At 67.6% G+C, this 24,506-nt stretch carries 16 protein-coding genes and 1 pseudogene; 7 read left to right on the forward strand and 10 right to left on the reverse strand.

Annotated features, from left to right (window positions below; all coding sequences use genetic code 11):
* Window positions 1–258 precede the first annotated feature (258 nt).
* Window positions 259–2,460, forward strand: a complete 2,202-nt coding sequence (locus STRTUCAR8_RS26100) for a CHAT domain-containing protein (protein ID WP_158697463.1) — start codon at window positions 259–261, stop codon at window positions 2,458–2,460.
* A gap of 15 nt (window positions 2,461–2,475) precedes the next feature.
* On the opposite strand, the gene STRTUCAR8_RS26105 is transcribed toward STRTUCAR8_RS26100, so the two are convergent.
* Window positions 2,476–2,835, reverse strand: a complete 360-nt coding sequence (locus STRTUCAR8_RS26105) for a hypothetical protein (RefSeq protein ID WP_006378602.1) — start codon at window positions 2,833–2,835, stop codon at window positions 2,476–2,478.
* 362 nt (window positions 2,836–3,197) lie between these two features.
* A pseudogene (locus tag STRTUCAR8_RS55420) lies at window positions 3,198–3,456 on the reverse strand (hypothetical protein); the annotation flags it as partial.
* 107 nt (window positions 3,457–3,563) lie between these two features.
* Here STRTUCAR8_RS55420 and STRTUCAR8_RS54525 point away from each other — a divergent pair.
* Complete coding sequence (locus STRTUCAR8_RS54525; RefSeq protein WP_006378890.1) at window positions 3,564–4,121, forward strand: hypothetical protein; 558 nt, start codon at window positions 3,564–3,566, stop codon at window positions 4,119–4,121.
* A gap of 88 nt (window positions 4,122–4,209) precedes the next feature.
* Complete coding sequence (locus STRTUCAR8_RS26115; protein ID WP_006378789.1) at window positions 4,210–4,428, forward strand: hypothetical protein; 219 nt, start codon at window positions 4,210–4,212, stop codon at window positions 4,426–4,428.
* Window positions 4,429–4,446: 18 nt separating this feature from the next.
* Here STRTUCAR8_RS26115 and STRTUCAR8_RS26120 read toward each other — a convergent pair whose 3' ends face one another.
* Window positions 4,447–5,688 (reverse strand): IS110 family RNA-guided transposase, encoded by a 1,242-nt coding sequence (locus STRTUCAR8_RS26120; RefSeq protein ID WP_006379116.1) that lies wholly within the window; start codon window positions 5,686–5,688, stop codon window positions 4,447–4,449.
* Window positions 5,689–6,384: 696 nt separating this feature from the next.
* Here STRTUCAR8_RS26120 and STRTUCAR8_RS26125 point away from each other — a divergent pair.
* Window positions 6,385–7,761: an IS1380 family transposase gene (locus STRTUCAR8_RS26125; protein ID WP_044472826.1), complete on the forward strand. Its 1,377-nt coding sequence runs from the start codon at window positions 6,385–6,387 to the stop codon at window positions 7,759–7,761.
* Window positions 7,762–7,933: 172 nt separating this feature from the next.
* Here the strand turns inward: STRTUCAR8_RS26125 and STRTUCAR8_RS55815 are convergent.
* The 5 genes from STRTUCAR8_RS55815 to STRTUCAR8_RS26155 form a co-directional block, all read right to left on the reverse strand.
* Window positions 7,934–9,027, reverse strand: a protein-coding gene (locus tag STRTUCAR8_RS55815) for an IS630 family transposase (protein ID WP_422081040.1) whose coding sequence is annotated in 2 segments (ribosomal slippage) — window positions 7,934–8,571 and window positions 8,571–9,027 — 1,095 coding nt in all. Because the reading frame shifts where the segments join, the coding sequence is not laid out codon by codon here.
* 58 nt (window positions 9,028–9,085) lie between these two features.
* Window positions 9,086–9,268 carry a DUF6207 family protein gene (locus tag STRTUCAR8_RS52755; protein ID WP_044472934.1) on the reverse strand — a complete coding sequence of 61 codons (183 nt, stop codon included), beginning with the start codon at window positions 9,266–9,268 and terminating at the stop codon, window positions 9,086–9,088.
* 191 nt (window positions 9,269–9,459) lie between these two features.
* Window positions 9,460–9,738: a hypothetical protein gene (locus STRTUCAR8_RS26145; RefSeq protein ID WP_006379231.1), complete on the reverse strand. Its 279-nt coding sequence runs from the start codon at window positions 9,736–9,738 to the stop codon at window positions 9,460–9,462.
* Between the two features lie 535 nt (window positions 9,739–10,273).
* On the reverse strand, window positions 10,274–10,879 hold the full coding sequence (locus STRTUCAR8_RS26150; protein ID WP_006378813.1) for a hypothetical protein: 606 nt from the start codon (window positions 10,877–10,879) through the stop codon (window positions 10,274–10,276).
* Window positions 10,880–10,942: 63 nt separating this feature from the next.
* Window positions 10,943–11,896 carry a hypothetical protein gene (locus STRTUCAR8_RS26155; protein ID WP_044472842.1) on the reverse strand — a complete coding sequence of 318 codons (954 nt, stop codon included), beginning with the start codon at window positions 11,894–11,896 and terminating at the stop codon, window positions 10,943–10,945.
* A 620-nt stretch (window positions 11,897–12,516) separates the two neighbouring features.
* Here STRTUCAR8_RS26155 and STRTUCAR8_RS26160 point away from each other — a divergent pair.
* Window positions 12,517–16,575 (forward strand): ATP-binding protein, encoded by a 4,059-nt coding sequence (locus STRTUCAR8_RS26160; protein ID WP_158697464.1) that lies wholly within the window; start codon window positions 12,517–12,519, stop codon window positions 16,573–16,575.
* Window positions 16,575–17,420, forward strand: a complete 846-nt coding sequence (locus STRTUCAR8_RS26165; RefSeq protein WP_044472935.1) for a hypothetical protein — start codon at window positions 16,575–16,577, stop codon at window positions 17,418–17,420. Before STRTUCAR8_RS26160 ends, STRTUCAR8_RS26165 begins: the two co-directional genes overlap by 1 nt.
* 160 nt (window positions 17,421–17,580) lie before the next feature.
* Here STRTUCAR8_RS26165 and STRTUCAR8_RS26170 read toward each other — a convergent pair whose 3' ends face one another.
* Window positions 17,581–22,104: an AAA family ATPase gene (locus STRTUCAR8_RS26170; RefSeq protein WP_006378749.1), complete on the reverse strand. Its 4,524-nt coding sequence runs from the start codon at window positions 22,102–22,104 to the stop codon at window positions 17,581–17,583.
* Window positions 22,101–22,988 (reverse strand): hypothetical protein, encoded by an 888-nt coding sequence (locus STRTUCAR8_RS26175; RefSeq protein WP_006378597.1) that lies wholly within the window; start codon window positions 22,986–22,988, stop codon window positions 22,101–22,103. Before STRTUCAR8_RS26175 ends, STRTUCAR8_RS26170 begins: the two co-directional genes overlap by 4 nt.
* A 1,173-nt stretch (window positions 22,989–24,161) precedes the next feature.
* Here STRTUCAR8_RS26175 and STRTUCAR8_RS52760 point away from each other — a divergent pair.
* A complete protein-coding gene (locus tag STRTUCAR8_RS52760; RefSeq protein WP_006379085.1) occupies window positions 24,162–24,428 on the forward strand; it encodes a hypothetical protein in 267 nt (88 codons plus the stop codon).
* Window positions 24,429–24,506: the final 78 nt, after the last annotated feature.

The raw sequence follows: 24,506 nt of genomic DNA on the forward strand, positions 1-24,506 counted from the left end.
TCCGGGGAGCCCGCTCCGCGCCGCTGGCCTGCGCGATGCCCGGAATGCGGAGAACCGGTCGACCCGGTCTTCGCGGAGCCGTGGTCGAAGGAGGCTCGGATTCGTCGGTGGGAACACGACGCTGTCCACGCGGAAAGAGAGTTCGACCGTCTCCTGAGCGAGGCCCTGCTCGCGGAGCGCGCGTACGAGGACGCCCTGCGAGCCGGAGACGCCGACGCGGAGGACGTCTGCGCGGACTTCGAGGCCGTCCTGAAGCGCATGGAAGCCGCTGGCCACGACACCGGCTATATGCGAGTCTCCTGCCTCTTCACGGTCATCCTGGAGTACGCGGACGCGACGCGCGCCGCGCAGGAACTACTCACCTGGCACCCGCTCATCAAGACGCACAACGTCAACGACGACAACAGCCAACGCACTGCGGCACGCCAGTTCGTCACGGGATGTCAGATGTTCTTGAAACGCTTGGACTCGATCGGCCATGAACACGAGGACGACGTCTGGGACGCGATGCGTGACGTCGCGCATCGGGCAGCCGACGTGATGACAGTCATGCACGAACAACTGGAACGCGAAGTTGCGGAGGCAAGGCAACAAGAGCGGGTGCAAAGCGACTTCGAACGGCAACAGCAGGAAGGCGCGGCGCCCGGGACGCCGACCGGCGAGGCGCGGCGGCGGCGCGGCATCAGAGGATGGCTGTCGCCTGCGGGTCGCCGGGCGCGGGCCGATGTCGGTGCCAATGCGCCACAAACTGCCGACGCAGCGCCGCAGAACGCCGATATCGCTGTACGGATGCGCACCTGGCAGGCCGCGGCACACGACGCGATCGGCTGGCCGGCCGCCGAGCGGATGCACGTGGCGAACGGCTGGGTGGCATGGGCAGTGGCCACTGGCGAACCGCAGTACGCCGCAGAGGCGTACTGGCACCTGATGTCGATAGTCCCCCTGGAAGCCGCAGCCGGCTACACCTCCGCCGACCGGGAGCGCGTGCTGAAGGCGGCGCAGCGGCAAACCGAGGACGCCGGCTACTGGCTGGCGCGTGCCCGGCGCTACCGGGACGCCGTGGTCGCGCTGGAGACCGGGCGAGCCATTGCGCTCAGCGAAGTCACCGGATGGGAGCGTGCCGACATCGCCACCGCGCTCGACCGATGCGACCGCGCTGACGTCGCCCTGGCATACCGTTCCGCGCTGGACGCGCTGCGCGCGGCCGAGCAAGCTTCCGCGGCCGCCCGTCCGAACAAGGGCGAAGCCAGGCTGCGCGCCGCCTGGGACACCCTCCGCGCGGCGCGTGCCGACGTCGTGGCGGCCACCGGGATCGACCCGCTGGAACCTGACATCCGCTACGAAGCCATCACCGCAGCCGCCAAGGACGGCGTGCTCGTGTACATCGCAGCGTCGGACGCGGGCGGCTACGCCCTCATCGTCGCGTCCAAGGGTGATCCTCAGTTCATGCAACTGCCCGGGTTCGACCGGGACAGTGTCGGCACGCTGCTGCTGCCCGACGCGGGCCTTGTGGCGGCAGGAAACCGGACGATGCCCGATGCGGCGATCCTCGACAGCCTCGAATGGCTGTGGAATCAAGGGCTCCGCAACATCTTCCCGTTCTACGTCGGTGGCCCGGTCGTGACACTCATCCCCGTGGGACTGCTGAGTCTGCTGCCGCTGCATGCCGCCGCGGCGCGCATCAAGGTCCCGTCTGGAATCGACGGCGGCGAATGGCTGCATCCCGGCCGCCTGTCGGCCATCCGCTACGCCCCCAACGCCCGTGTGCTGCGCCACTGCGACGAGACCGCGCACGCACTACGCGGTCAGCCGCCGTCCCTGCTGTCAGTGAACGTGCCCGAGACCCCCGGACAGCCGCCGCTCGACCACGTTGTACGCGAAACCGAGGCGATCACCCGTACCTGGCAGGCCGGAGGCCGTTCGGCCCGGATCCTGCCGTCCTGCACGTGGCGGCAGTTCCGGGACGCGCCGGGCGATGAGCAAGTCTGGCACCTGGCGTGCCACGGCTACGCGCTGCCCGCCTCGATCATGGACAGCGCGCTGCTCTTCGCGGACGGTCCGGCCACGCTGCAGCAATTGCAAGAGAGCCTGCACGCACAACCCCGCCGACTGGCCGTCCTGTCAGCCTGCCAATCACACGTGACCGGCAGCGACCTCCCGAACGAGGTCGTCGGGATGCCGTCGGCGCTGCTGCGTCTGGGGTTCGCCGGGGTGATCGCCACGGCCTGGAAGGTCGACGACACAGCCACCGCCTGCCTCATGGCGCGCTTCCATCAACTGTGGTGCCACGACGGGATGGAGCCCGTCGTGGCACTGAACCGCGCACAGGACTGGTTGGCCGGTGCGACGTGTGCCGACCTGGCCCCGTATCTGCCTGACGGGTGGACGGCGCCGAAGAACACCGTCCGTCCGTTCGCCGATCCGCGCTACTGGGCGGCGTTCGCCTACACGGGCGTCTGACCGCGCTGGGGTGCCTCACCAACGCTCGTCGCCGTGTGTCTCCCGCCATCGTTGGAACTCGAACATCGCGAGGCTCTCGGGAGGGAAGCCCCGGTCGCGCTTGAACGCGATCCCACCGTCGATCAGTGCCAGAGCATCCGGCAACCGGCAGTCCAGGCCGAGGAGTTCTGTGGTCAGCCGGGCCGCGCCGTAGGTGGCGAAACCGCCGTCGTCATCGGCGACGAAGGCCCGGAGGTCGGCCAGGAACCCTTCCGGGTCCTGAACCGCGTCGTCGTAGAACGGCAGGAGGCACCTGGAGCTGAGTTCGGTCGGGTCCACGTCCGATCTCGCCGGATCCAGCTGGAACCGGCCCATCATCTCCAGCCGTGCCATCATGTCTGCGGGGAAGCGACCGTGGCGCTTCCGCGAGAACCAACCCATCGTGTGGAACCTCCGCTGTACGCGTGATCGAAATACCGGGCAGGTCCGGCGGTCCACTGTTCAGTCGGCCAACTTCGTGGCGGGTCGCCCTTTCGCACGCCACACCAATTGCGCGTGACCGAGCAGGGAGTCGTACCTCGACACCCAGATCTGCACCTCGGAGCCGCCCTTCCCGGCGGCGATGTCGACCGAGATCGTGGGCGGTCCCCAGCGAGCCCGAGCCCACCTGCCCCTGTGGCTCGACCCGGTGCAGTATTTCGCGCCCAGGCATCCCCGGGAGCATCAGCGCGGTGGTCTCAGTCACTCCCCGACCTTACTCAGATTGAATCCGCGATGTCCGCTGTCTTGATCAGGCCTTCGAGGTCCAGGCCAGTGGTCGGCAGGCAGCCCTCGATCAGGTGCGGCCGGTACTGGATCTTCTTGAGCTTCCGTTTGACTGTTGACGACCCGGGTCAGGTGCACCAGATCAGCGGCGGCGAAGTCGGCCAGGGCGTACTTGAGTAAGCTCCAGATGCCTTCTTGCGGATTGATCTCGGGCGCGTAGGGCGGCAGATGGAAGATGACCAGCCAGTCCTGAAAAACTCATCCGTCCTGGTGGGGGCTGGTGTACGGGTCGTGTCGAGCGCGGGCGCTTGGGCGGGTGCTATGGGCACCTGGTGGTCGCCCCGGCATGATGGCCGGTCGTGCTGCGACTGGCCTGTCTGGGTGTGACGAACGTGTCCGCCCTGCAGCTGCGCCTACCGCCGATGAGCGACCACGACAAGGACGCCGAGATCCTCGCTCTTCGCCATCAGATCGGAGTACTGGAGCGCCAACTCGACGGCCGGAGAGTGCGGTTCGCCCCAGGCGATCGCGCGTTCCTGGCAGCATTGCTGCGCCGGTTGCCGATGGAGGCGCTGCGCGGGGTACGGCTGCACGCGGACACGATCGACGCGACCGTGGTCGGCTTCACCGGCACCGCCCGGCACCCGAAGGCGCTCGCCGTACAGATCCCTGACGGCCACGTGGCCCTGTCCCAGCGGCTGACAACCGGCACTCGCATCCGTCGTCGGCCCGCGGCTGGTCCCCCAGAACGGACAGGCGTTCAAGAAGGCTGGCGACTCCTACGCGCCCGCCGGAGGCGACGCGGTGGTGGAGGTCGTCGCGGGCACGACCCGGCACGCGGTCGTCACTGTGATGCGGTTGCGCTGACCTCCCGCACCGCGTCGGCTGGCGCCATGGGCTGGCGCAGGTCCAGGTAGACGCCTCACGGCGCCAAGCCGTCAAGGGACAGCTGAGAACCTCCTGTAGCTTTGCTGGCTGTTCGATTACGGGCGCGAGGGGGCCTTGGTGGACGTGGTGGAGTCGTTGGCCGAGCAGGGGGTCACGGTTCTGTTCAAGGTTGATGCCGAGCGCATGCGCGACGGGACGAAGCCGTGGACGCTCGTCGCGAGCGGGGCCCCGTTCCACGAGGACCTGCTGGTGCGCATGGACGCCATCTCTGCGGAGGCTTGTCTCGACGTCTGTCTGCCCCGGCTGCGTGAGTTCGGTCTGACCATCCCGGAGTGAGAGTTCTGGTCTTCTCGGCTATGCCGCGGCTGCCTCAAGTCCTTCCGACGGCGGCGGGAAGGCCAGTGTTTCGTCGTAGCGTTCACCGTGCTGCAGGCAGTAATAGATCTGGCCGACCAGGCGGTTGAACAAGTGACGCAGGGCGGCGGCATGCCAATCGCCGTGTTTGTCGCGTCGTCGCCGGTAGTGGACCTTGGCACCCGGCGAGGCGGTCAGGGCAGCGAAGGCCCACAGGTAGGCGGCGTGGTTGAGCCGGTCGTTCTTCACGCGGCGACGGGTGATGCTGGACTTCTTGCCGGAGGCTCTGGTGACGGGTGACGAGCCCGCATATGACTTCAGTCCGCGGGCGTCGGTAAAACGGGTGTGGTCGTCCCCGATCTCGGCCAGCACGCGGGCGCCGAGCTGGATGCCGAGACCCGGGAAACTCAAGATCACTTCAGCGTCCGGGTGCTGAGGGAAAGTCTCTTCCACTCCCTTGGCCAAGTCGTCGGCCGCAGTGCAGGCGGCTTCTAGCTGGACGAGGAGGGCGAGCATCTGCTGGCCGAGTGCGTCCTCGACGAGGGTGGGCTGGTGCGCATACTCGGCGCGGAAGACCTCGCGGAACCGCTCGGCCTCGGCCTCGATGCCCCGCTTGCGGCCAGCTCGCTTGAAGGCAGCGCTGACCTGCGTACGGCTCAGTCGCGCGGCCCTGGCCGGGGTTGGCGCGAGGCGGAGGACTTCGCGGGCTTCGGGGCGGCACAGGCCGTTGGTCCAGGTGGCGACGGCCTCCAGGGCAGCGGGGTAGTACTCGCGGAGCAGAGAGCGGAGCTGGTTGGCCTGCTGCTGCCGGTTCCAGATCGCGTCCTGTTGGGCCCGGGCCAGGACGGCGATGGCACGGGCCAGGTCGGAGTCGTCGGGCAGCGGCCGGTGCGCATGCATGTCGGTGCGCAGGACGTTCGCCAGGACCAGAGCGTCACCTGGGTCGGACTTCTTGCGCGAGACGGAGTGCCGGTCGCGGTAGCGGGCGGCGGCCAGCGGGTTGATCGCGAACACCTTCCGCTTGCCGGTCCGCAGGACCGCGACCAGCAGCCCGCGAGATGTCTCGATCGCGACCGGGATAGGATCTTCTTTGGTGTCGCCGTGCTCGGCGAGCAGGTTCAGCAGGATCTTGTATCCGGCCGCGTCATCGGTGATGTGTCGTTTGGCCAGTAACTGGCCGCTGTCGTCGACTAAGGCGACGTCGTGGGTCTTTTCCGCCCAGTCGATTCCGCAGTAGATCAAGGTGGTTCCCTCCCCAAGGTGCGGGTGTTTGCGCTGGTCACGAGCGCATGCGGGCCACGCGGCTCGCTAATTCAAGGTCTTGAGCACAAGGGTCGGACCGACGCCTCACTAGCCGTCTTCGTGGCACCAGCGCACCACGCGGGCCTCGGTCTATACGAGAGCTCAAAGGGCTCTGCAGCAACGAGAGGTCACCGTGTAGTGGGCTCGTCCCACCAACACCAACGAGGGATCAAGGCGGTCGGTATTGACGCTCACTCGGTGCTGCGCGGTGCCGATCTTCGAATACGCATCAGCGCCGGGCCGGTAAGCAGGCGTACGCCCAGAACCGATGAGCATCAACATCTGCACCGTGGTGGCGGCCGCGAGAACGCCGGGCGCTACCGGTCTACCTAGAGGCATCACAGCCAGCAGCGCAGTAGGCATCCGCCCGACGTCCACGCGACCGCCACCACAGTCAAGCGCGAGGCCCGCCCGCGCTCTAACCAGAGCCTTCACCAGCCCAGCTCTAAGGAGGCGAAACGGACCTCACCGCTCGAACAGCGGCAACCCCACCCGGAGCCGCCACCGTGCTTAGCCTCGCGCTTTCACGAGGTGGTCTGTCCGAGACTTGATCACGAACGCGAGAAGTGCTCCTGACCTGGAACGATAGGACTTGTCGAGGGTCCAGATCGTGCCGTGGAAAGAAGCACTTCTCAGGTGAAGAAGCGTATCGGGTCGTACCCGCGTGTCCGCGTCGAGGGCAGCGGTCGTGGAGTGGTCTCGCAGGCCGGGGCCGTGCTGCTGGTGGAGACGGTCCGCAAGACGGGCCTGGATACTGCGATATCTGCGGCTCTGGCGCCCTGGCGCAAGCCGCGGGCGGTGCACGATCCCGGCAAGATCCTGCTGGACGTGGCGCTCGCGGTCGCCCTCGGTGGCGACTGCCTGGCCGACATCGGCATGCTGCGGGCCGAGCCGGCCGTGTTCGGGCCGGTGGCCTCGGACCCGACAGTCTCCCGGCTGATCGACACGCTCGCAGCGGGCGGCCAACGCGCCCTGAACGCGATCCGCAGTGCCCGCTCCCAAGTGCGCCAACATGTATGGAAGTTGGCTGACACGTCGGCGCCGGATGCGACCGGTTCTGTGACCGTGGACCTGGACGGCGTTTTGGTGATCGCGCACTCCGACAAGGAAGACGCGGCTGCGACCTGGAAGAAGACCTTCGGCCATCACCCGCTGATGGGCTTCGTCGACCACGGCACGGGCGGGTCCGGTGAGCCGGTGGCCGCCCTGCTGCGGCCCGGCAACGCTGGCAGCAACACCGCCGCCGATCACATCACGACCACCCAACTGGCCCTGGCCCAGCTGCCCAAGTCCTATCGGCGCGGGCGCCGGACGCTGATCCGCACGGACTCCGCGGGCGGCACCCACGAGTTCGTGGCCTGGCTCGCGAAACGCGGGCGGTGGCTGTCGTATTCGGTCGGCATGACCATCACCGACGCAATCCACCAGGCCGTACTCACAGTGCCGCTCGCGGCATGGACGCCGGCCGTAGAGCCGGACGGAGAGATCCGCGACGGGGCCTGGGTCGCCGAACTCACCGGCGGCATGCTCGACGGCTGGCCGAAGGGCATGCGGCTGATCGTCCGGAAGGAACGACCGCACCCAGGCGCCCAGTTGAGGATCACGGATGCCGACGGCATGCGGATCACGTGCTTCGCCACCAACACCACCGGCCGGCCCATCGCCGAGCTCGAACTCCGCCACCGCCTGCGGGCACGGGCCGAGGACCGCGTCCGGGCTGCCCGCGCGACCGGCCTGCGGAACCTGCCCCTGCACGACACCGCGCAGAACAGGGTCTGGCTGGAGATCGTCCAGATCGCACTCGACCTGCTGGCCTGGATGCCGATGCTTGCGCTGAACGACCAGGCCCGGCTCTGGGAGCCCCGCCGCCTGCGGCTCCGCTTGTTCAGCTCGGCCGGACAGCTCGTCACCACCGGCCGCCGCCGGATCCTCCGCCTCGCTCACCACTGGCCCTGGGCCCATGTCGTCACCAGCGCCCTCGGACGGCTCGACCATCTGCCCAACCCAGTCTGACCAGTAGTTTTTCCGTCCCTGCGAGCAGCACCACGTCTCCGGAGCAGTGGAACTCCACGCCCACCCGACACGTCAGTCGGGCCACCGGCCTGCCCGCCAATGGCCACAGAACGCGAAACGGCCCGCCGACTCCGTCGGCAGACCGTCACGAAAGATCGAGGTTAGTAAGGAATTACTGACCTTTTCGAATTGGCTTCGGGGGGTCTGAAGCGAGGGTCAGTCCGGTTTCGGTGAGGCAGCCGTCGATGAGCTCGGGATGGCGCTGGATGTGGGCGAGTCCTCGGCGGAGGGTGCGGGTGAGGTGGTCGGGGTCGGTGAATGCGGTGTTGGCCATCGGCCCGCGCCGTAACCACGACCAGATGCCTTCCACGGGGTTCAAGTCCGGGCTGTAGGAGGGAAGTTGGATGATGGTGAGCCATTCGTGGTCGGCCGCGTACTTCCGCATTCCGGCGGCACGGTGGGTGTTCAAGTTGTCCCAGACGACGACGATCGGGGCGCCGAGTTGCAGGTGCGCGCGGACCAGGAGGTCACGGTAGTCCTGCCAGGCGAAACTCTTGCGTGCGCCTTTGAGGAGCAGGTGGAAGCGGGGCCGGTAGATCATCCGGGACCTTTCCCCGGGCCGGTAGCAGCACATCGCGGCGATCGAGATCCGTCGCCGGGACCGTCCCCGCACTCTCACTACGGGAGTCTGCCCGCGTCGACCCCATGTGCGGGCTCGTGGCGGCGTCATCGCGAAGCCGGCCTCGTCCTCGAAGAAGTTCCAGGCATCGAGCGCCGCCGCGGTCCTTCCACCTGCGGCCACACGTCCTTCTTCCAGAGCTCGACCGCGTGTTCGTCGCGTTCCAGTGCGCGACGGGCGGGGCTCTGCCAGGACCAGCCGTGGCGGTGCAGGAGCCGCCACACTCCCGCGATCGAGCAACTGACCTTGAACTGGCGGCCGATCAGCGTTCTGACGCGTTCCAGGGTCCACCGCTGATCTTCCCAGCCGTGCGCGGCCGGCCCTTTGGCCAGCTCCTTTTCCAGCAGGGCGAACCGTTCGTCCGACAGCTTCGGCAGTTTCGCGGGTCCCTTCGACCTCAGACCCTCCATGCCGCCCTCACGCCAGGCCCGGCGCCATTGCTCCACCGAACGCTCGCTCACCCGCAGGTCCTTGGCGATGTCCGACGTCCTGTCACCAAGTGCGAACCTCTGCCCGGCCTCCAGCCGGATCCCTTCACGCACGGCCCGCCGCTCAGCAGTCAGGCCCCCACCATCCGCGTACCGCATAACACCGGCATACCGCAGGGATCACCCACCGTCACCACCCGAAGGCAACCCGAAAAGGTCAGTAGCAGCGCAGCCGTACGCCGGGCTGGCCGACATCCCGCGTCGTCTGCTCCATGATCGACGTCGCCCAGTGTTCGGCGAGCAGTTGCTGAAAGGCGAGCGCGGTGGCGTCGTCTGCGGCCGCGACGTCGACGACAACCAGTCCAGGCTGACTTACGTGCGTCTTGTTGATCGGGTCCATGTACGTCACTACGCCCGGACTCCCAAGGGGAGTTCCGCCGACGCGGCGTCTTCACCCGACTGAGTCGGCCCTGGGCGTGGACCAGTGCGTCAGCCGAAACCAGGCGTGCCCTTACCGGTGCCGGGGTGGCCTGGGCTGCGGCCTCGATCCTCGAGCCACACCGCGGTGGCCACCCGTCAGGTGCCCGCCGGTCAGGGGCTGTCGCCGCCCCAGTCCCAGCGGGCCAGGTCACCGGGTCGCGGGTCGTACAGCGCCCGCCCGCCAGGCCCGAACTGCCCCAGCTCGGTCTGGAGGGAGACGCCGGTGTCGATCTCGTCCTGCGCCCAACCAGTAATGTCCAGCAGCAGCCCGTCCAGCGGGCCGCCGACCAATTCGACGTACCTCTGGCCAGGGCGCGGTCCCGGTTCGGGGTCATCGTGGTCGGTACCGTAGACCCGACCGCGCAACAGCTGCTCATCGTCGCCGTTCATGCGTTCCAGCCTTCCAGCCGCCACTGACATCAACGCACGCTTGCCCAGGAATACCGTGAGCTCGCCCGCGCCGCTGGCGAAACGGCTTACCCAGGTCAGGTCTCGAATTCGTCGTCATGCGGGACACGCTTCGAGCGCACCGACTGACTGTGGTCGGGGCGGGCGCGGCACAGCCGGATCCAATGGTCGGCCTCATGGCCGGACTCGTGGTCGCCCCGACAACGACGGCGCGGGCAGCGCTGGTCTTCTGGTGAGCGCGGCACGGGACGGCATCGCCTGACAGTCCGTGCAAAACGATTCGGCAGACTCAGCGGCGGCGGAGCTCCTCGGACCAGTCCCGGAGCTGGACTTCGAGGGTGAGGTTGTCGCCGCGGCTCACGGTCTGCAGCAGCTGGGCGCACACGGTCGCTTCGGCGGCGAGGCCGGCCGGGCTGCCCAGGACAGGGAAGGCACCGCGGACGCGGGCGGCGACGTCCTCCTGGAGCAGCGAGTAGGCATAGAGGGTGGCACCGTCGAAGCCCTTTGGAGCGCGCCCTCATCCCTCCCAGTCCAAGATCCGCAGAGGCGCACAGAGGTTCGCCCAGTGCACATCCCCATGCGCTGTGCTCCAGCAGGAGACGGCCGGGGCCGGGATGCCCACGAACTCGGGGATGGCCCGGTCCATGTAGTGCTGCCGTACGGCGACGCGGTCGGTGTCGACGGCCGCCACCTTCTCCAGCGTCCCGGTGAGGTCCTCCCACCAGGAGCCCGGCAGTTGGAGGTCGCGCTGGAGGACCGGGGCGTCGGACACGACCGGCTGGTCGACGCGGGCGGACAGCTCCGCCCGGTAGGCGGTGCCGTCGGCGTCGGCGTCGTGGACAGCCAGGAGGGCGGGTCGGCGCCCGTCGAGGTCGCCGAAGGCGTGCTGTGCGTCGAGGGCGCCGTCCCACAGCTTCCCCGACGCCTTGTCCTCCGGGGCGGACACCAGCCGCAGCCACGCCCGTTGCCCGGCAGCGGTGCGGGCCGGGGCACCCAGGGTGCGCCCGGCCCAACCCCAGAACTCCCCGCCCAGCTCGACTCGTACGTCCAGGGCCTTCGCGGCCCGGTCGTGGCGGGCGCGCATGCGCTGTTCGGTGTCCGAGTCAGGGGGAGGCGAGTACACCAGTGGTCTCCCGCAACTGGGCGGCGGTCAGGGAGGGTTGGGCGACGGCGTCCATCGCCTGTGTCACTTCCACGACGGGGTACGGCGCGCGTTGATCTCGGTGAGGCGGAGTGCCACCGTGATGACGAACTGGCGGCAGAAGTCGAACTCTTCCTGGTTGGGGGCGTATCCGGTCTCCACCGAGAAGCGGGGCTCCGGCGAATTGCCCCAGTAGCCGACAGACGGAGTGAGCTCGGTGAACCGCTGGTACTGGTGGAAGTCCACACCCAGCACCATCAGACGCATGCCCTCTTGCAGAGCTCGGGTGACGTCGCGGACCTGCGTGTACTCATCGGCAAGTCCTTGCGCACCGCGCGCGGGCACACCGCGGCGCGAGGCGTGGTCCGGCTGCCGCAGGATCGCGCGGACCTCATCGGTACGCAGGACGCGGCGTGGCAACCGCTCGCCGAAGCCGTAGACCGACAACCGGCGCGGCACGTCCTCGCCGTGGATCTGCGCGTCCATGAGGTCCTCGAACGCAACCGCCAGCGTGCCCATCGCCTCCATGCGGCTGCCCTGCGAGTCGAGTTGGGCCGCCGTCTTCAGATGTTCGCGGGTCCGGCCGTGCTGGACGACCTCGGCCAGGTCGATGTCGTCGAAGGCGAGACCGAACACGCGGGGCGTGTTCTCCTCGAAGAAGTGGGCGGTGTCGGCTTTGACGTCCGTGATGGCCACCGGGCCGGGGAAGCCGGCCGTGTGCTTGAACCCGTTGCGCAGATCGTTCAGACGCTTGATCCCGTACTGCCCCTGGAGTTCGACACCGTCGGCGAAGTTGCTCGGGTGCAGCCCCTCGAAGAACCGTTTGATGAACGGGTCCCGGTCCTTCACGACGGCGCCCAGATGCTCGGCCGTGACGATGAGGAACATCTCCACGGCGTCATGGAAGGTCAGCACCGAGGTGAAGGAGAGCGGCTCGGGCAGAAGCGACTGCTCGATGCCCTGGCGGTGCAACAGCCTGATGAAGGCCAGGTTCTTCATGTTCTGAGGCGAGATCGGCTTGCTGATGGCGGCTCTCCTTGGCATACGGGGACGACGTCCCAGGAGGGATTCTGGCCCGCGCGCCCGCTTCCACGCCCCCGGTTTCAGGCTGCTGCGGAGATTTAGCCCGCAGGGGTCTTCGGTCTTGGCTCGCATACTCATCGGTGGCTCTGAACGTCATCTCTCTCATCGGTGAAGCCACACGATCCCCGTCGGGCGGTGCGGGACGTTCGGGGTGCGCGAGCGGTGAAAGCCGAGCTCGGGCGACCAGCACCACGGGTCGCGCTTGTAGAGGAGCGGGAACTCGGGGGCGACCATGGCCGGTCAGCCGCGTTGCGGTACACGTGCGCGAGGCAATCACACGATGGAGCGGCCGAGTTGGACTGCCCGCCCATCGGCACGGAAGACTGCGGCACCAGGGGCCTCCTGCTGCTCTATGGATTCGACACCTGGGCTGTTCAGGAGGCCCCGTCTTCATGCTCTGGCCACGATAGGATCACCCGACCGGGAATCTGTGTTCGACCGCCACCGCTCAAGATCGAAAAGACACCAGCTACTTACCGGTCTGACTCTGTCGACTGCGCCATCTCGACCGCTCGGCGGAGCCTACGATCGTCGGCATGATCCGAGCCTTGGTCGTGGGAGCCGCAGGTTTCGCTGCGGATGGGACGCCGCGGGAATGGGATCCCGGGTCGGTTGCCGGCTTCTCGCCGCTGCCTTCCGTGCTTCCCGCCGTTCGCGCGCTGGCGCGGGCGCTCTCGCGGTTCGACGACATCGAGCTCGTCGGTGGCTCGCCAGTAGAGAATCCCGACCGGAACACACTGGACGAGCTTTGGCGGGCCCTACGGAGAGGCGGTGGAAAGGCATCGATCGTGTTCTTTACCGGCCACGGTGTCGCGAGGGGAAAGTCGCTGTACCTCCCGGTGTCGGGGACGGACCCGGCACGGCTGCCGGACACCGCGATCCCAGTCGCGCGATGGCTCGACGAAGTCGAGGACACAGACAACGCGGTCCCGACTCTTTTCGTGTTCGACGTCTGCCAGGCGGGTACGGCGGCCCTCTACCAGGCCATGCAGGAGACTTTCGGTCGTGACCGAAAGACGTGGGTCATCGCAGCCTGCGCGCCGGACGAGAACGCGTTCGGGGCTCGGTTCACCACCGCATTCGCCGGAGTGCTCGACCAGCTCCGCACGGGCGTGCTGAACACCTGGCCGCGCGCGGAACACGTTCCACTGTCGACTATCGCGCGGAAAGTCGACCAGGAAATGGCGCGTCTGTCCGGTGGATGCGCTGTGCCGCAGACCGTGTTCCGCACGCCTGAGTACACGACAGACCAGAACCAGCCGTTCTTCCCCGACACCGGCTTCACCGAAGACCGCTACGCGCGGATGCGCCAGCTTATGGACGCGGGTCTCCGCGAGATGACCGACGCGGTGCTTTCTCGGGCTCCAGGGCTGGACCCGGTCCACTTCTTCACCCGGGTCTCGGGCACACCGCCCGGAAAGCCATACTCCGGTTCCTGTTTCTTCACCGGGCGGACGGACGAGTTGCAGACTGTCGCCAGATGGATACGCGAAGGGCCTCCGCTGCTGACCGTTACAGGAAGCCCCGGCACCGGGAAGTCCGCCCTGCTTGGTGTGTTGACGTGTCTCTGCCACCCGCAGATGCGTGAACTCAGTGCCGCGGTGCGGTCCCGTGTCCCGTTCGAGGTCCGCCCGACGGTGGGGTCCGCCCGCTTCGCAGCGGTCCACGCGCGGTTCCGGGAACCGGCCGAGGTGATCGCGTCGCTGGCTGCTCAGCTGGGCTTCGACCACGACAGCAGTTGGACCGTAGAGAAGCTGGCCAAGCAACTTGCCGCTCTCTCCGAACCCGCTGTCTTGGTCATCGACGCGGTCGACGAGTCGTTGGATAGCCGCGGGCTTGTTCAGGACGTGATCCTCCCGCTACTGGACGCGAGCACCGAACCCGACCGGCCAGTGTGCCGGATCGCGATCGGCGTCCGGCCCTGGTGGGACCTGCCCGGATTGCGTCATGTGGCGTCGCGTGGACGGCTGATCGACCTCGACTCGTCGACACCCGCACCGCAGCTTGCCGCGGAACTCGCCACCTACATCAACGACCTCTTGGGCGCGACACCCGGGTACGACCAAACCATCGCCAAAGCCGTTGGCACACGGCTGGCGGAGGCGGACGGACGGTATCTCCTGGCCTCGCTGTTCGTCGACTACCTCGCGCGGAATCCATCGCTGTCCTTCGCGAGGGCGGTGGAACTGTTGCCCGTCGACCTTCCCGAAATGTTCCGTCTGCAGCTCGATTCCAGCTCGAACCCCTGGTTGCGGGCGGTCTTGTCCGTTGTGGCGCAAGCCAAAGGACAGGGCATGCCACTGGAGCTGATCCACCAGTGTGTCCAATCGGCAGAGACGACAGCCACGTTCGACGAGGTGCGTGATGCGCTTGCCGATGCCAGCTTCTACCTCCGCACCGACAACGGCCCCGAGGGCGGACTGCTCTACCGCCTGTACCACCAGAGTCTTGTCGACTACTTCCGTTCGGCGGCGGACAGCAGGTCTCTGCTGACTGGCCTCCTAGCCACGGTTCCCATGGATGGGGGGTGCCGCGCCTGGTGGGAGGCGCACGCCTACCTTCTGCGTCATGTGCTGGACCACGCGGTCGACGCGGGCAGCGCCGCAGCGGACGCACTGATCCTCGACGCGGGTCTCCTGGTGTACGCCGAACCTCGGAGTGCCATCAGGAGCTTGAACGCGATGGTGTCAACCTATGGTCAGCGGCAGGCTTCGATCTACGCGTCCTCCTGCCGCATGACCATCAGCCTGCCTCCAGAACAGCGCAAGCAGGTGCTCGCGCTCGACGCCGTCCGCCAAGGTCGTCGAGACCTCGCGCAGGCATTCTGGGACGTGCCCACCGGTGTCGAGAACCCACCACTCAGATTCCGGTGGGCCACCGGCCCCGAGCGCGTGCCCAATCTGCTGATCAGCATCGATCCGGCGACAGTCGAACACGTGTCGGCGCTAGCGGTCGGCCACAGCGAAGACCTTCCGGTCGTGCTCGTCGGTGGCTCCTGCGGTGTAGTGGACGTCCACGAGACCGTTCACGGCTCCTTACTGTTCAGTCTGCGTGGTCATGACAATCCGATCGTGGCGATCGAGACCGTCGACCTCGACGACATCACGCTCGCAGTGACTGCCAGCGCTGGCAAGGTGTGCGCGTGGAACCTGGCCGACGGGTCGCCGTACAGCGAATACGCCGACGCCGGCCTCGGCTTGACAGCGTTGCAGGTCGGGCAGGACGACGAAGACAACTCCGTAACCGCCTACCTCGCAACGGAATCAGGGGAGTTGCGGTATGTCGACCTCGACACAGGCGACCACCTTCACACCCTGACCGGGCTACGGTCTGACATCCGCGCCATGCACCTGCGCACCCAGGAGACCGAGCAGTACGCGCACTTCGTCTACGAATCCGATTTCACCGCGGAGGCGACGATGACTGCGGTAGCGCTCGGGACCGTGAGGGGGAAAAACGTCGAGATAGTCGGCGACCAGCGAGGCCATGTGTGCGTGTGGGAAAACGGTGGAGGCGAGAAGTTGCTGCATAGCCTTTCGAGTTACGACCGCGGGTACGTCAGGAAGTGGGACCGCTGGCCTACAGAGCAGGGCAGCGATCAGACCGTCAGGATGATCCGCGAACAAGGGAGCGGGATCTCGGCGGTAGCGCTTGGTCGCCTGCGCGGTCTTCCCGTCGCGGTCGCGGCGCAGGACAAAGAATACGTCCACGTCTGGGATATCGGATACAAGTCCATAATTAATCCCGCAGGCGTTGGAACAGAAGAGACTTTGCATTTGACCCGCATCGACGGGCAAGCGGTTGTCGCCGTTGAGGTTGGCGCCCTTAGGCGCCCAACTCTCAACACGCAGAAGAAGCAGTTTGAAATGGTCCGCCAAGAACCGCATGCAGTGGTGTGGGCCCGCGCGGACGGCGCGCTGGTCGAGGCTGACGATGCGCATCTGGCGGAACTGATCGCCCCAGCGGATGCCACGGGTGCGACCACCGGCACGAGACGCAGGGACGACTCTGCGGAGCGCGGCACCCTGGCCTTCTCGGTTTCAGTGACGATGAAGGGTGGCACATCGGTCCAAGTGACTTCCGACTTGGAGGGGATCATCCGTGTGCGGGAGGCGGTATCGGGGGAGCCCGTCGGTGGTCCGTTGTACTTGCCGAGTACCTACCCGCGTCCGGCGCTCTTGACGGCTGATGAGGACGGCTTAGCCGTGTACCGGGCACACGAGATCGCCGTGCTCGATTGGACCGGGGATGCCACCGCCGAAAACCCCGTTCCATCGCCTGAAGTCACACATGTAGTTGCTTGGTTCCCCGGGGATCTTCTCTCCGACTCTCCCGAATTGGAACTGTGGGACGTGCATTCGATGGACGACTGGGTTGCTGGCGAGCATGCGCCACACTACACGATCGGGGCTCCCGTCAATGTGGACCCCAAAGTCCTCGGGCGCCGTGTAGCTCAATTCCTGGATAAGAACGATGCGGACGTCATCGCTCTGGAAAGGAGTACGTACGGAGTACGCTTGGGCAACGGCGATAGCAGAGACCATGAATTTCCCCTTTTTCTCGTGACTACGCTTCCGCGGCCGGAGTCGGTGTGATGAAACCTGTTTTGGCAGTACACGGGATCCGCAACCTACGAGCGGCGGAGGAGCCGGATGTAGCAGCCACCACGCTGGCCGCACCTTGGCAGATGCGTCTCGCTGAGGGATTCCGGGCCGCGGGCCTCGACACCGCGCCGCCGCCAGTCGTGGTCGCCTACTACGCGCACCTGCTAACGGACCAGGAGATCCAGGGATCTCCGCAAAGGAACTTGGAACGTCTGACACCGCTGGAGGCCGTGGTTGTCCGAGAGTGGCTGCGGGCCGTTGGCGTTCCCGAGTCTGACGAGCGACAGGGGTGGAGTACCGCGCCGCTGCGCCAGTGGCTCGACTGGCTCGCGCGGCGGCAGGGCACCACGTTCGACGTGCTGGCCAGGATCGCGGTGGCCATGGCCCGCGAGGTGACCTGCTACCTGACCAGACCGCAACGGCGTCGCGCCGCCCGTGAGGTGGTCGCGTCGGCGATCGAGCGGCACAGACCTGCGGTGGTGGTCGCCCACTCGCTGGGCTCAGTCGTCACTTTCGAGGCGCTGCACGCCTATCCGGAGGTGCAGGTCGATCTGCTCGTGACCGTCGGGTCACCCCTTGGTCTGCCGGTGGCGATCTTCGACGCGTTGGAGCCGGAGCCGGTGCGGGGACAAGGGGCTCGTCCGCCCGGCGTCAAACACTGGATTAATCTGGCCGATCCCGGCGATGTCGTGGCCCTGCCCTTGCGGCTCGGAGACCGCTTCCCGGTTGACCGGCATGAACAGTGCGTTGTCGGCAAAATCGACTTCCACACCCTGGGCGCGTACCTCTCCCACCCGGTAACCGCACGCACCATCGCGTCGGCGACGCCCAGGTGATCAAGCGTGCCAGCGACCACCTCGACATACGACGACGCGACCGCCTCGGCGGCACCCTCCACGACTACCAGCATGTGGCCTGACCTGCACGGACGAGATTCTCGGCAGGAACAGCACTGTCGCGGCGCCGTATGCCTACCGGAACGGCGCCTGGGGCAATTCAGGCATCCTCAACCGTGGTGCCGCCGCTCGGAGATTGGAGGTACACGGTGACAGCGGCCGTTCCCGTGGGACTGCCGACGATGACGGCAGGGGCGGTGCTGCGGTTGGCGGAGCTGGCGGGGAGTACCGCGAGAGAGGTGATCGGTGCGCCGGTGACCAGGCGGAGAACTTCCTGGCCCGTGTGGTGGTCCCACACGCGGATGCTGGTGTCGTCCGAGCAGGCGCTGACGAGCATGTGGCGGTCGATGTCCGGGTGGGGCAAAGCGGCAAGGGCGGTGACGGGGCCCTGGTGCCCGGTCAGCGGTAGATGGGTTTCTGAGCGCGGGGCGAAGGGGTCCCACAGCCGGATCACGCCGTCCGATCCGCCGGTGGCCAAGAGGTGCCCGTCGGCCGTGGTCAGGCAGGTGAGGCTGCGCACGGCGCCGATGCGCTGGGGCAGACCCGTGTGCGGGTCGTGGCCGGGGTGCAGCAGGCGCACGGCACGGGTGGTGGCGATGGCCAGCAGCGGTGATCTGGTGCCGGGTAGGACGGCGAGCGCCCGAACGGTCGCCTCGGCACGCAGCGTCGGCAAGCGGGGGGTGTCGTCGTCGACGCGCAGGTACTCGATGCGGGAGTCGCTGATGGCGGCGGCGAGGAGGGACTGTCCGGTTTCCGGGTGGGGGAAGCGGGCCAGCGCCCGGACTCTGCTGTTGGAGTAGTACGAGGGAAGCAGGACGCGCCGTGCGCCTTCTTCCGTGGTGAGGTCGACGCTTCCATCCGCGTACCCGATGGCGATACGTGCGGTGGTGTCAGGTGTTGGTTCGAGAACGGTCAGTGCGGTGACGTCTTTGTAGGGGCGGTCGTCCGGCGGGGTCAGCACGTGTGTTTCCTGGCCGGTCTGTACGGAGCGCACGGCGATCTCGCCGGCTCGGCCACCGCTGATGAGACTGGGTGGCCCGGATGGATGCGTCAGGAGGGCGACCTGGTCTGCCGAGGGATGATCGGTATCGTCGTCGACGGCCGGCGCCTGGAGGTCCCACAGGCGGATGGTGCGGTCGAACGATGCGGAGGCCAGGAGGGGCTGGCCTTGTGAGCCGGTGAAGACCGTCAGGCCGCGGACCATCTTGGTGTGCTCGGCGGGGAGTTGGCGAACGAGTACACCGGTGTCGGTATCGAAGACGTGCAGAGCGCCGTCGACGCTGCTGCCGGTGACCAGCAGGGGATCGCCATAGGGGCCCGGGTGCAGGGCCAGGGATGCCACGGCCTGCCGGATCGGCTGGTGTGCCTGCTGGACGCGCGTCAGCGGGTTCCAGATGCGCACGGACTTCGTGGAGCGGGACGCAACGATCAGCCTCGGCTCGCCGCGGCGTGTGGCGAAGCCGACGACGGCGGAGGCGCCCCTGCCCGCGCATGGCAGTTCCCCGGCGTCGTCGAACGTCAGGGCATCCACGACGGGGACGTAACTGCCGTCCTGGGCAATGGCGAGCAGTGGACCGGCGCCTGGTACTGGGATGACGGCGAGTGCGTGGACGAGGGGGCCGCGGTACCTCCTGCCGACGTCCTGTTCCCTCTGGAGGCGGCCGATGCTGTCCAGAGGCCGGCGCGTCTGGACGTGGCCGGTCATGGGGTCCACCAGGAGGAGGTCTTCAGTGGTGGCGACGGCGAGGAGCGGCCATCCGTATGCGCTGCGGCGGCCCCGTCGGCGTGCACCATCGCTGAAGGTGGCGACGGCACGGATGCGGCCTTCGAGCAGGGGGGCGGCCTCGCCGGTCTGGGGGTCGCACTGCCACAGCCCTCGGTCGGTTCCGACGATGAGGGAGGGTTCCCCGGGGCGGCGGCCGTCCTCCAGGACGGTCAGGGCGCGGGCGTGGGGTCCCAGACCTTCCAGGGCGGTGCCGAAGGGGCTGCCGGAGAGCGGGTCCCACAGGGTGAGATTTCCCCTCTCGTCCGCCGCTGCCAGCACCGCGGAGTCGTCGGCGGTACGGAAGGCGGCCAGTGCATAGGGGTTGCCGGGGGTGCCCGCAAGGATGTTGGTGGGCAGATGAAGGTGGTTGAATCGCGGGCGCAGTTGTGGGTGCCGCGTCGGGGTGTGCGGCGGCGTGCTGCCGGTGTGCTGGGCAAGGGCCAGGCTGTCGGCGCGGGAGGCGGGGGGTGCGTCGCCGACGAAGGGCTCGATGCGGGCCCATGCTGCCAGGTGCCGGATGCGATCGGTGGTGGTGATGGGCAGGCCAAGGGATCCGCGGACGTTGTCACGGGTGGCCCAGGGCAGGAAGTGGGCTGGGATGTGGTCGTCGTCGACGGCGTTTCCCAGAGCGGCGTGGGTGATCAGGTGGCGACGCAGGTAGGGGTGCGGGGGTTGCTCAGGTGCCCGGTGTAGCAGCCGGGCAAAGGCCTGGGTGAGTTGCCGGTGGACGGGTGTGGTGTCGGCTGTCTCGGCGCCGCCCCCGGCAGGTGTGTCGGTGAGGGTCAGGAGTGTGTGGGGTGCGGTGCGCAGTGTCGCGCTGACGCGTTCGTGGATGGGGCGGTAGACGGTTCTGCCGTCTTCGTGGGCGGTTGTCAGATATCCGGTCAGGCGGCTGCCGCGCACCACTTGACGGATGGCGGCTGCCGCGTCGTCGCAGGGATGGAGGGCGTTCACTGCGGCCGGCCAGATGTCGGCCCAGGGCAGGCCCGCTCCCTGGGCGAAGGCGGTGGCGCGCAGAACGGCCAGGAGTTCTTCGGGAGTTGCGTCGCCGTGCAGGGCCACGTCGGCGAGGTCCTGACGGAGCAGTTCGTACGTTCCCTGCCTCAACTGGAGGCGCCAGCCCAGGTCGGTGGGATGAGGCAGGGCGGTGCGGGCGTGCAGTTGTTGGGCGGCGAGCCGGGCGTCCAGGAATGAGGGGGCCACCTCTTCGGCCACCGCTGTGGCGACTCGGCTGATGCGGTCGTCGTCGCGGTCTAGGAGGCGCGAGCCCTGGGGTTCGGCGTGCAGCAGTGAGGCGGTGTAGGCGGCGATGTCGTCCTGTGCGGTGAGGGCGTCGGTACGCAGTGTCGGGCCGGCGTCGGTTGCCCGCTGCAGCAGGGCCAGGAGATCGCTGCCGGTCGGGCCGGCGGGGTCGGAACCGGAGGGGTCGGGGCCTTCGGTGGTGGAGCTGCGGATGCCGAGGAGGAGTCGGATGAGGGGCTGGCCGTCGTCGGCGCGGAGGCCGGCCAGCGGGCGCAGGACGTCGGTGATGATGCGGCGCGGGTTGCGGGCTTCGTCGATGCCGTCGATCACTACGGTGAGAGGTGTGCCGTTGCGCAGCATGGAGGCGCGGACATGTGCGCGCAGTTCCTCAATCGGATCATGACCGGCCGGTGTCGGGTGGCCGGTGAGGGCCTCGTAGAGCGCGGCGGACAGCTCGTGCGGGTCGGTGTTGCGTGCCAGGACTGCTGCGTCGACAGCCCCTTCAGGGACTTGAAGGTGTTCGGGGATGGCGTCGAGGAGGGGGCGGTAGGCGTCGTCGGCACGGAATCGGGGATCGCTGAGCGTGACCAGGCGGGCCAGGAGGGCGCTCTTCCCGGAGCCGGCGGGCCCGGTCACGATGAGGACGCTGTCCTCACTGTCCAGAAACTCGATCATGCGAGTGATCAAGGCGGCACGTCCGGTGAAGTACCAGCCCGGGCTGCTGGCGGACATCTGGCCGGTGGCCCGGGAGATCCAGTACTCGTCCAGGTCGGCGCGGTTCCAGCCGACCTGGCTACGGGCGTCCTCAAGGAGGGTGGTGTCGGTGTAGCCGGGATTGGGCAGGCAGGGGCTCAGCGCGCGGGCGGCGAGTTGGAGGCTGACGCTGTCGCCCGGGGGCCAAATGCGGTGGATGTCCGCCATGGCGGTGCGGTCCCACACCGCGCCGCTGATGGCATGGAAGTCTTCCCAGCTCAGGTGGGAGCGCGCGTATCCATTGGTCTGGTCTTCGCAGTGCGCGCGGACCGCGGCCAGCAGCGAGGTGAACGCCTGAAGGCGGGGTCTGGCGTCTTCGTTGCCGGCGGTCAGCACCACCAGGGATCCCAACGCCCGGCGGTCCTCATCCAATGCTTTGAGAGTGTCTTGGAGTTCGTCCCTCAGGCGCCCGGAGAAACACGAGTCGACCATCACCAGGACATGCCCGGCACGGGAGTCGAGGACGGTGGCGATCAGTTCGGCCGTGGGGAACGCAGTGCCCAAGGGGCGGTTCTCATCCGTGTCGGGAAGCCGCAGAAAATGCTGCCGTCCGCGGGGGGCGAGACCGTGGCCGGTGATGTAGACGACAAGCGCTTCGTCGTCGTCGGCGTCGGCCAGGTCCTGGTCGATCAGGAAGCACCGCAGATCGTGCACGCCGAGCAGCGGCTTGGGTGGGGCCACAGGGGTGAAGCGCCGCTCGGCTTCGAGCCGTGCGTCAGCCCACCAGTCCTCCACGACCGATACCTGGGCGCTGATGCCGGCGCGGAAGGCCTCCCGGTCGGCCGGGGTGCCGTCGTCGTAGTCGCTGACGGCGACGACGACCAGGCGCCGGTGAAACGTGGACGGGACGTGTTCTTCGGTCATGACCAGTGATGGGTGGCTGCCTGCGCGACCGGGAGGGTACGCAGGTACGCCAAGGCGGCGTGGGGGTCGATGTTGCCGTTGTCGACTTCGACGTCGGTGACGTTGCGGGCGCCCAGGGCCAGACCGGCTGCGCCGGTGACGACATCGTCCGGGTCGTAGACGTTGAGCCACTTGATGTGCGCGGGCATGGCAAGCAGCTCCGGCTCCGGAATGTTCATGGCACGCCGCACGGCGGGGATGCCCAGGGGCGAGCCGCAGGTGACGAAGGTGTGCACGGCGGTGCCGGGAGCGGCGATCTTCTTCTGCCGGATGAGGTCGTAGGCGATCACGCTGCCCAGTGAGTGGCCGATGATGACGGTGGCGGTGTCATCGCTGAAGGCTTTGAGGACGTGATCGTGGACCTGGGAGGCGAGGTTGAGGTGCTTGAGATAGAAGCGGACCTCGCGCAGACCGGTGACCAACTTGCCGACGACGCTGTCAGGGGTGCGTCGGTCGTAGACCATGGCGCGGCGGGTGACGCTGGCCGGCCACAGCTTCGGCGGCCCGAGCGTCGTCGGGTCCAGTTCCGCAGCCAGAGCCCGCTCCTGCGGGGTCAGGAGATCGTCCAGTGCCTCGACGATGAAGGCCTCTTCGTCGGCGGTGAGGGCAGTGGAGTCGTCCGGGAAGAAGTCCGACGGGCCCAGCCGGTCCGCGCCTCGTGCCAGCAGCGAGGACCAGTGCGGAATCTCCAGAGTGGGTGTCAGACGGGGGTCGGTGCGCACCGCGTCCTGCCCGTGCAGGGCGGTGATGCCGCGGTTCAGTGCCTTGTTCCAGTCTTTAATCAGCTCGCGCTGCGACGTACGGCCCTGCTTGATGCCATGCACTCCGACGATGTGCTGCCGCACTCGTTCCCCCACCGCTTGCGCCTGCGTCCCTGCCCAACCACCAGCCTCAGCGGCATGGTTGGGACCCCACTCTACGGTGGGTGGCGCAGCCTCTCCATTCCGGCAGACTCACGGCGCATCGTCCCCATGGGCCCCGCCTCGCGGGCCGGGCGATGTTGCTCAGTCTCCCCCGGCAGCCTGGAGCCGCCTCGAACCTGTGGACGCGACGCCTGCCGGTGGGGGTTTGCGCTCAGGGCTTCCTGGATCGGCCCGCTGCACGCACTGTCAATGGCCTTGAAGTTCGGTTCTGATCCACTTCTTGTGGGCTTCCCCGGCGGCGGCGGACATATCCAACGGGGCGCGAGCAGGCCGTCCGCCGCTGTCCTGGGTGGGCCAGCGTGTCGGTTCAGGTGAGAGACTGCCTGTGGCCTGGTAACTCTCTGTGGCGAAGCCTCGGCGAGGCAACCCCCGTGTACGTACTGGTGCAGATCCGGCCGCCGAGAAGGCGCTGAGACCCTGACCCTTATACAAGCCCCGCGTTTCGCGGCTGCCCGTCGATCGGGAATTTGCTTTCGAGGTACGGCGACGCCGTCCTGACGGACAGCCACCCCGTGCCGACATCGGAAGATCCTCGAATCTGCATTCAACGGTCGGCACCTCAGTCGCTTTATACCGGGCGGGGCGTCATCCGCTGGGTGAGGTCCGAGGCATGGGCCCTCCAACCAGCAGGACGGGGAGCGCATTTGCGGTTGCATATCTCAGAGTGGGGTGTGCGCCGGAGTGTTCGAGGGGCGGAAAGTGTACCTCACGTTGAGGGCGTTTTCGGTGGGTGTTGCCAGGCGTGTGGAGCGGATGCGGCAACGTGCGTCACGGTGTTCGAGGCGCGCCGATTGGCGCGCTGGCCTGCCATATGATGCAGGCTTTGATGTTTTCGTGTCTCAATGTGACCAGTTCTGACAATTTCGCAGAGTCAGTTGAGAGCTGCGCAATTGCATGTACTGATCGCGGACTCCGGGGCATCGACTATTCGTCTTCCCGGACGCAGAAGCTTTGCTTATTGAACTGAACCGGATGGCGGTGGGGCCTAGTGAGGCGCTAGCGTCGCTTGGCATGAGAAGGACCCCGGGCGGCCTGGTAACCAACTCCGGGGTCCCTCATGTGCGTTGACCAATCAAGAGAAAGTGAGGTCTCTCCGTGATTGACCTATATCGCGCCACTGACTGGTTGAAGTCGGCGGCGGGCTACGACGCTAACATTCCGCGTAGTCTGCGCGGTGAAACCCGTACGCTGGTTGCCTGGGCTGTCACCGTGCAGCTCAGCTTCTTCCTGCTGCTGGTGGTCCTGCCCCTCATCCTCGTGACCGAGGCGTGGCAGGCACCGGCCGGCGTCGCGGCAGCGTCTCTGTCATGGGCCGCATCGCGCCACTCCAGCCTGCGCTACCTGCGCGTCCGCCTCGTCTGAATCATCTCGTGCCGGCCGGCGGCAGCAGTCGGGCCGTCGGCCGGCACAGCCTCTCGCACCTCCTGATCAAGATCCGGA

It is taken from the genome of Streptomyces turgidiscabies Car8, from assembly GCF_000331005.1.
GTDB lineage: Bacteria > Actinomycetota > Actinomycetes > Streptomycetales > Streptomycetaceae > Streptomyces > Streptomyces turgidiscabies.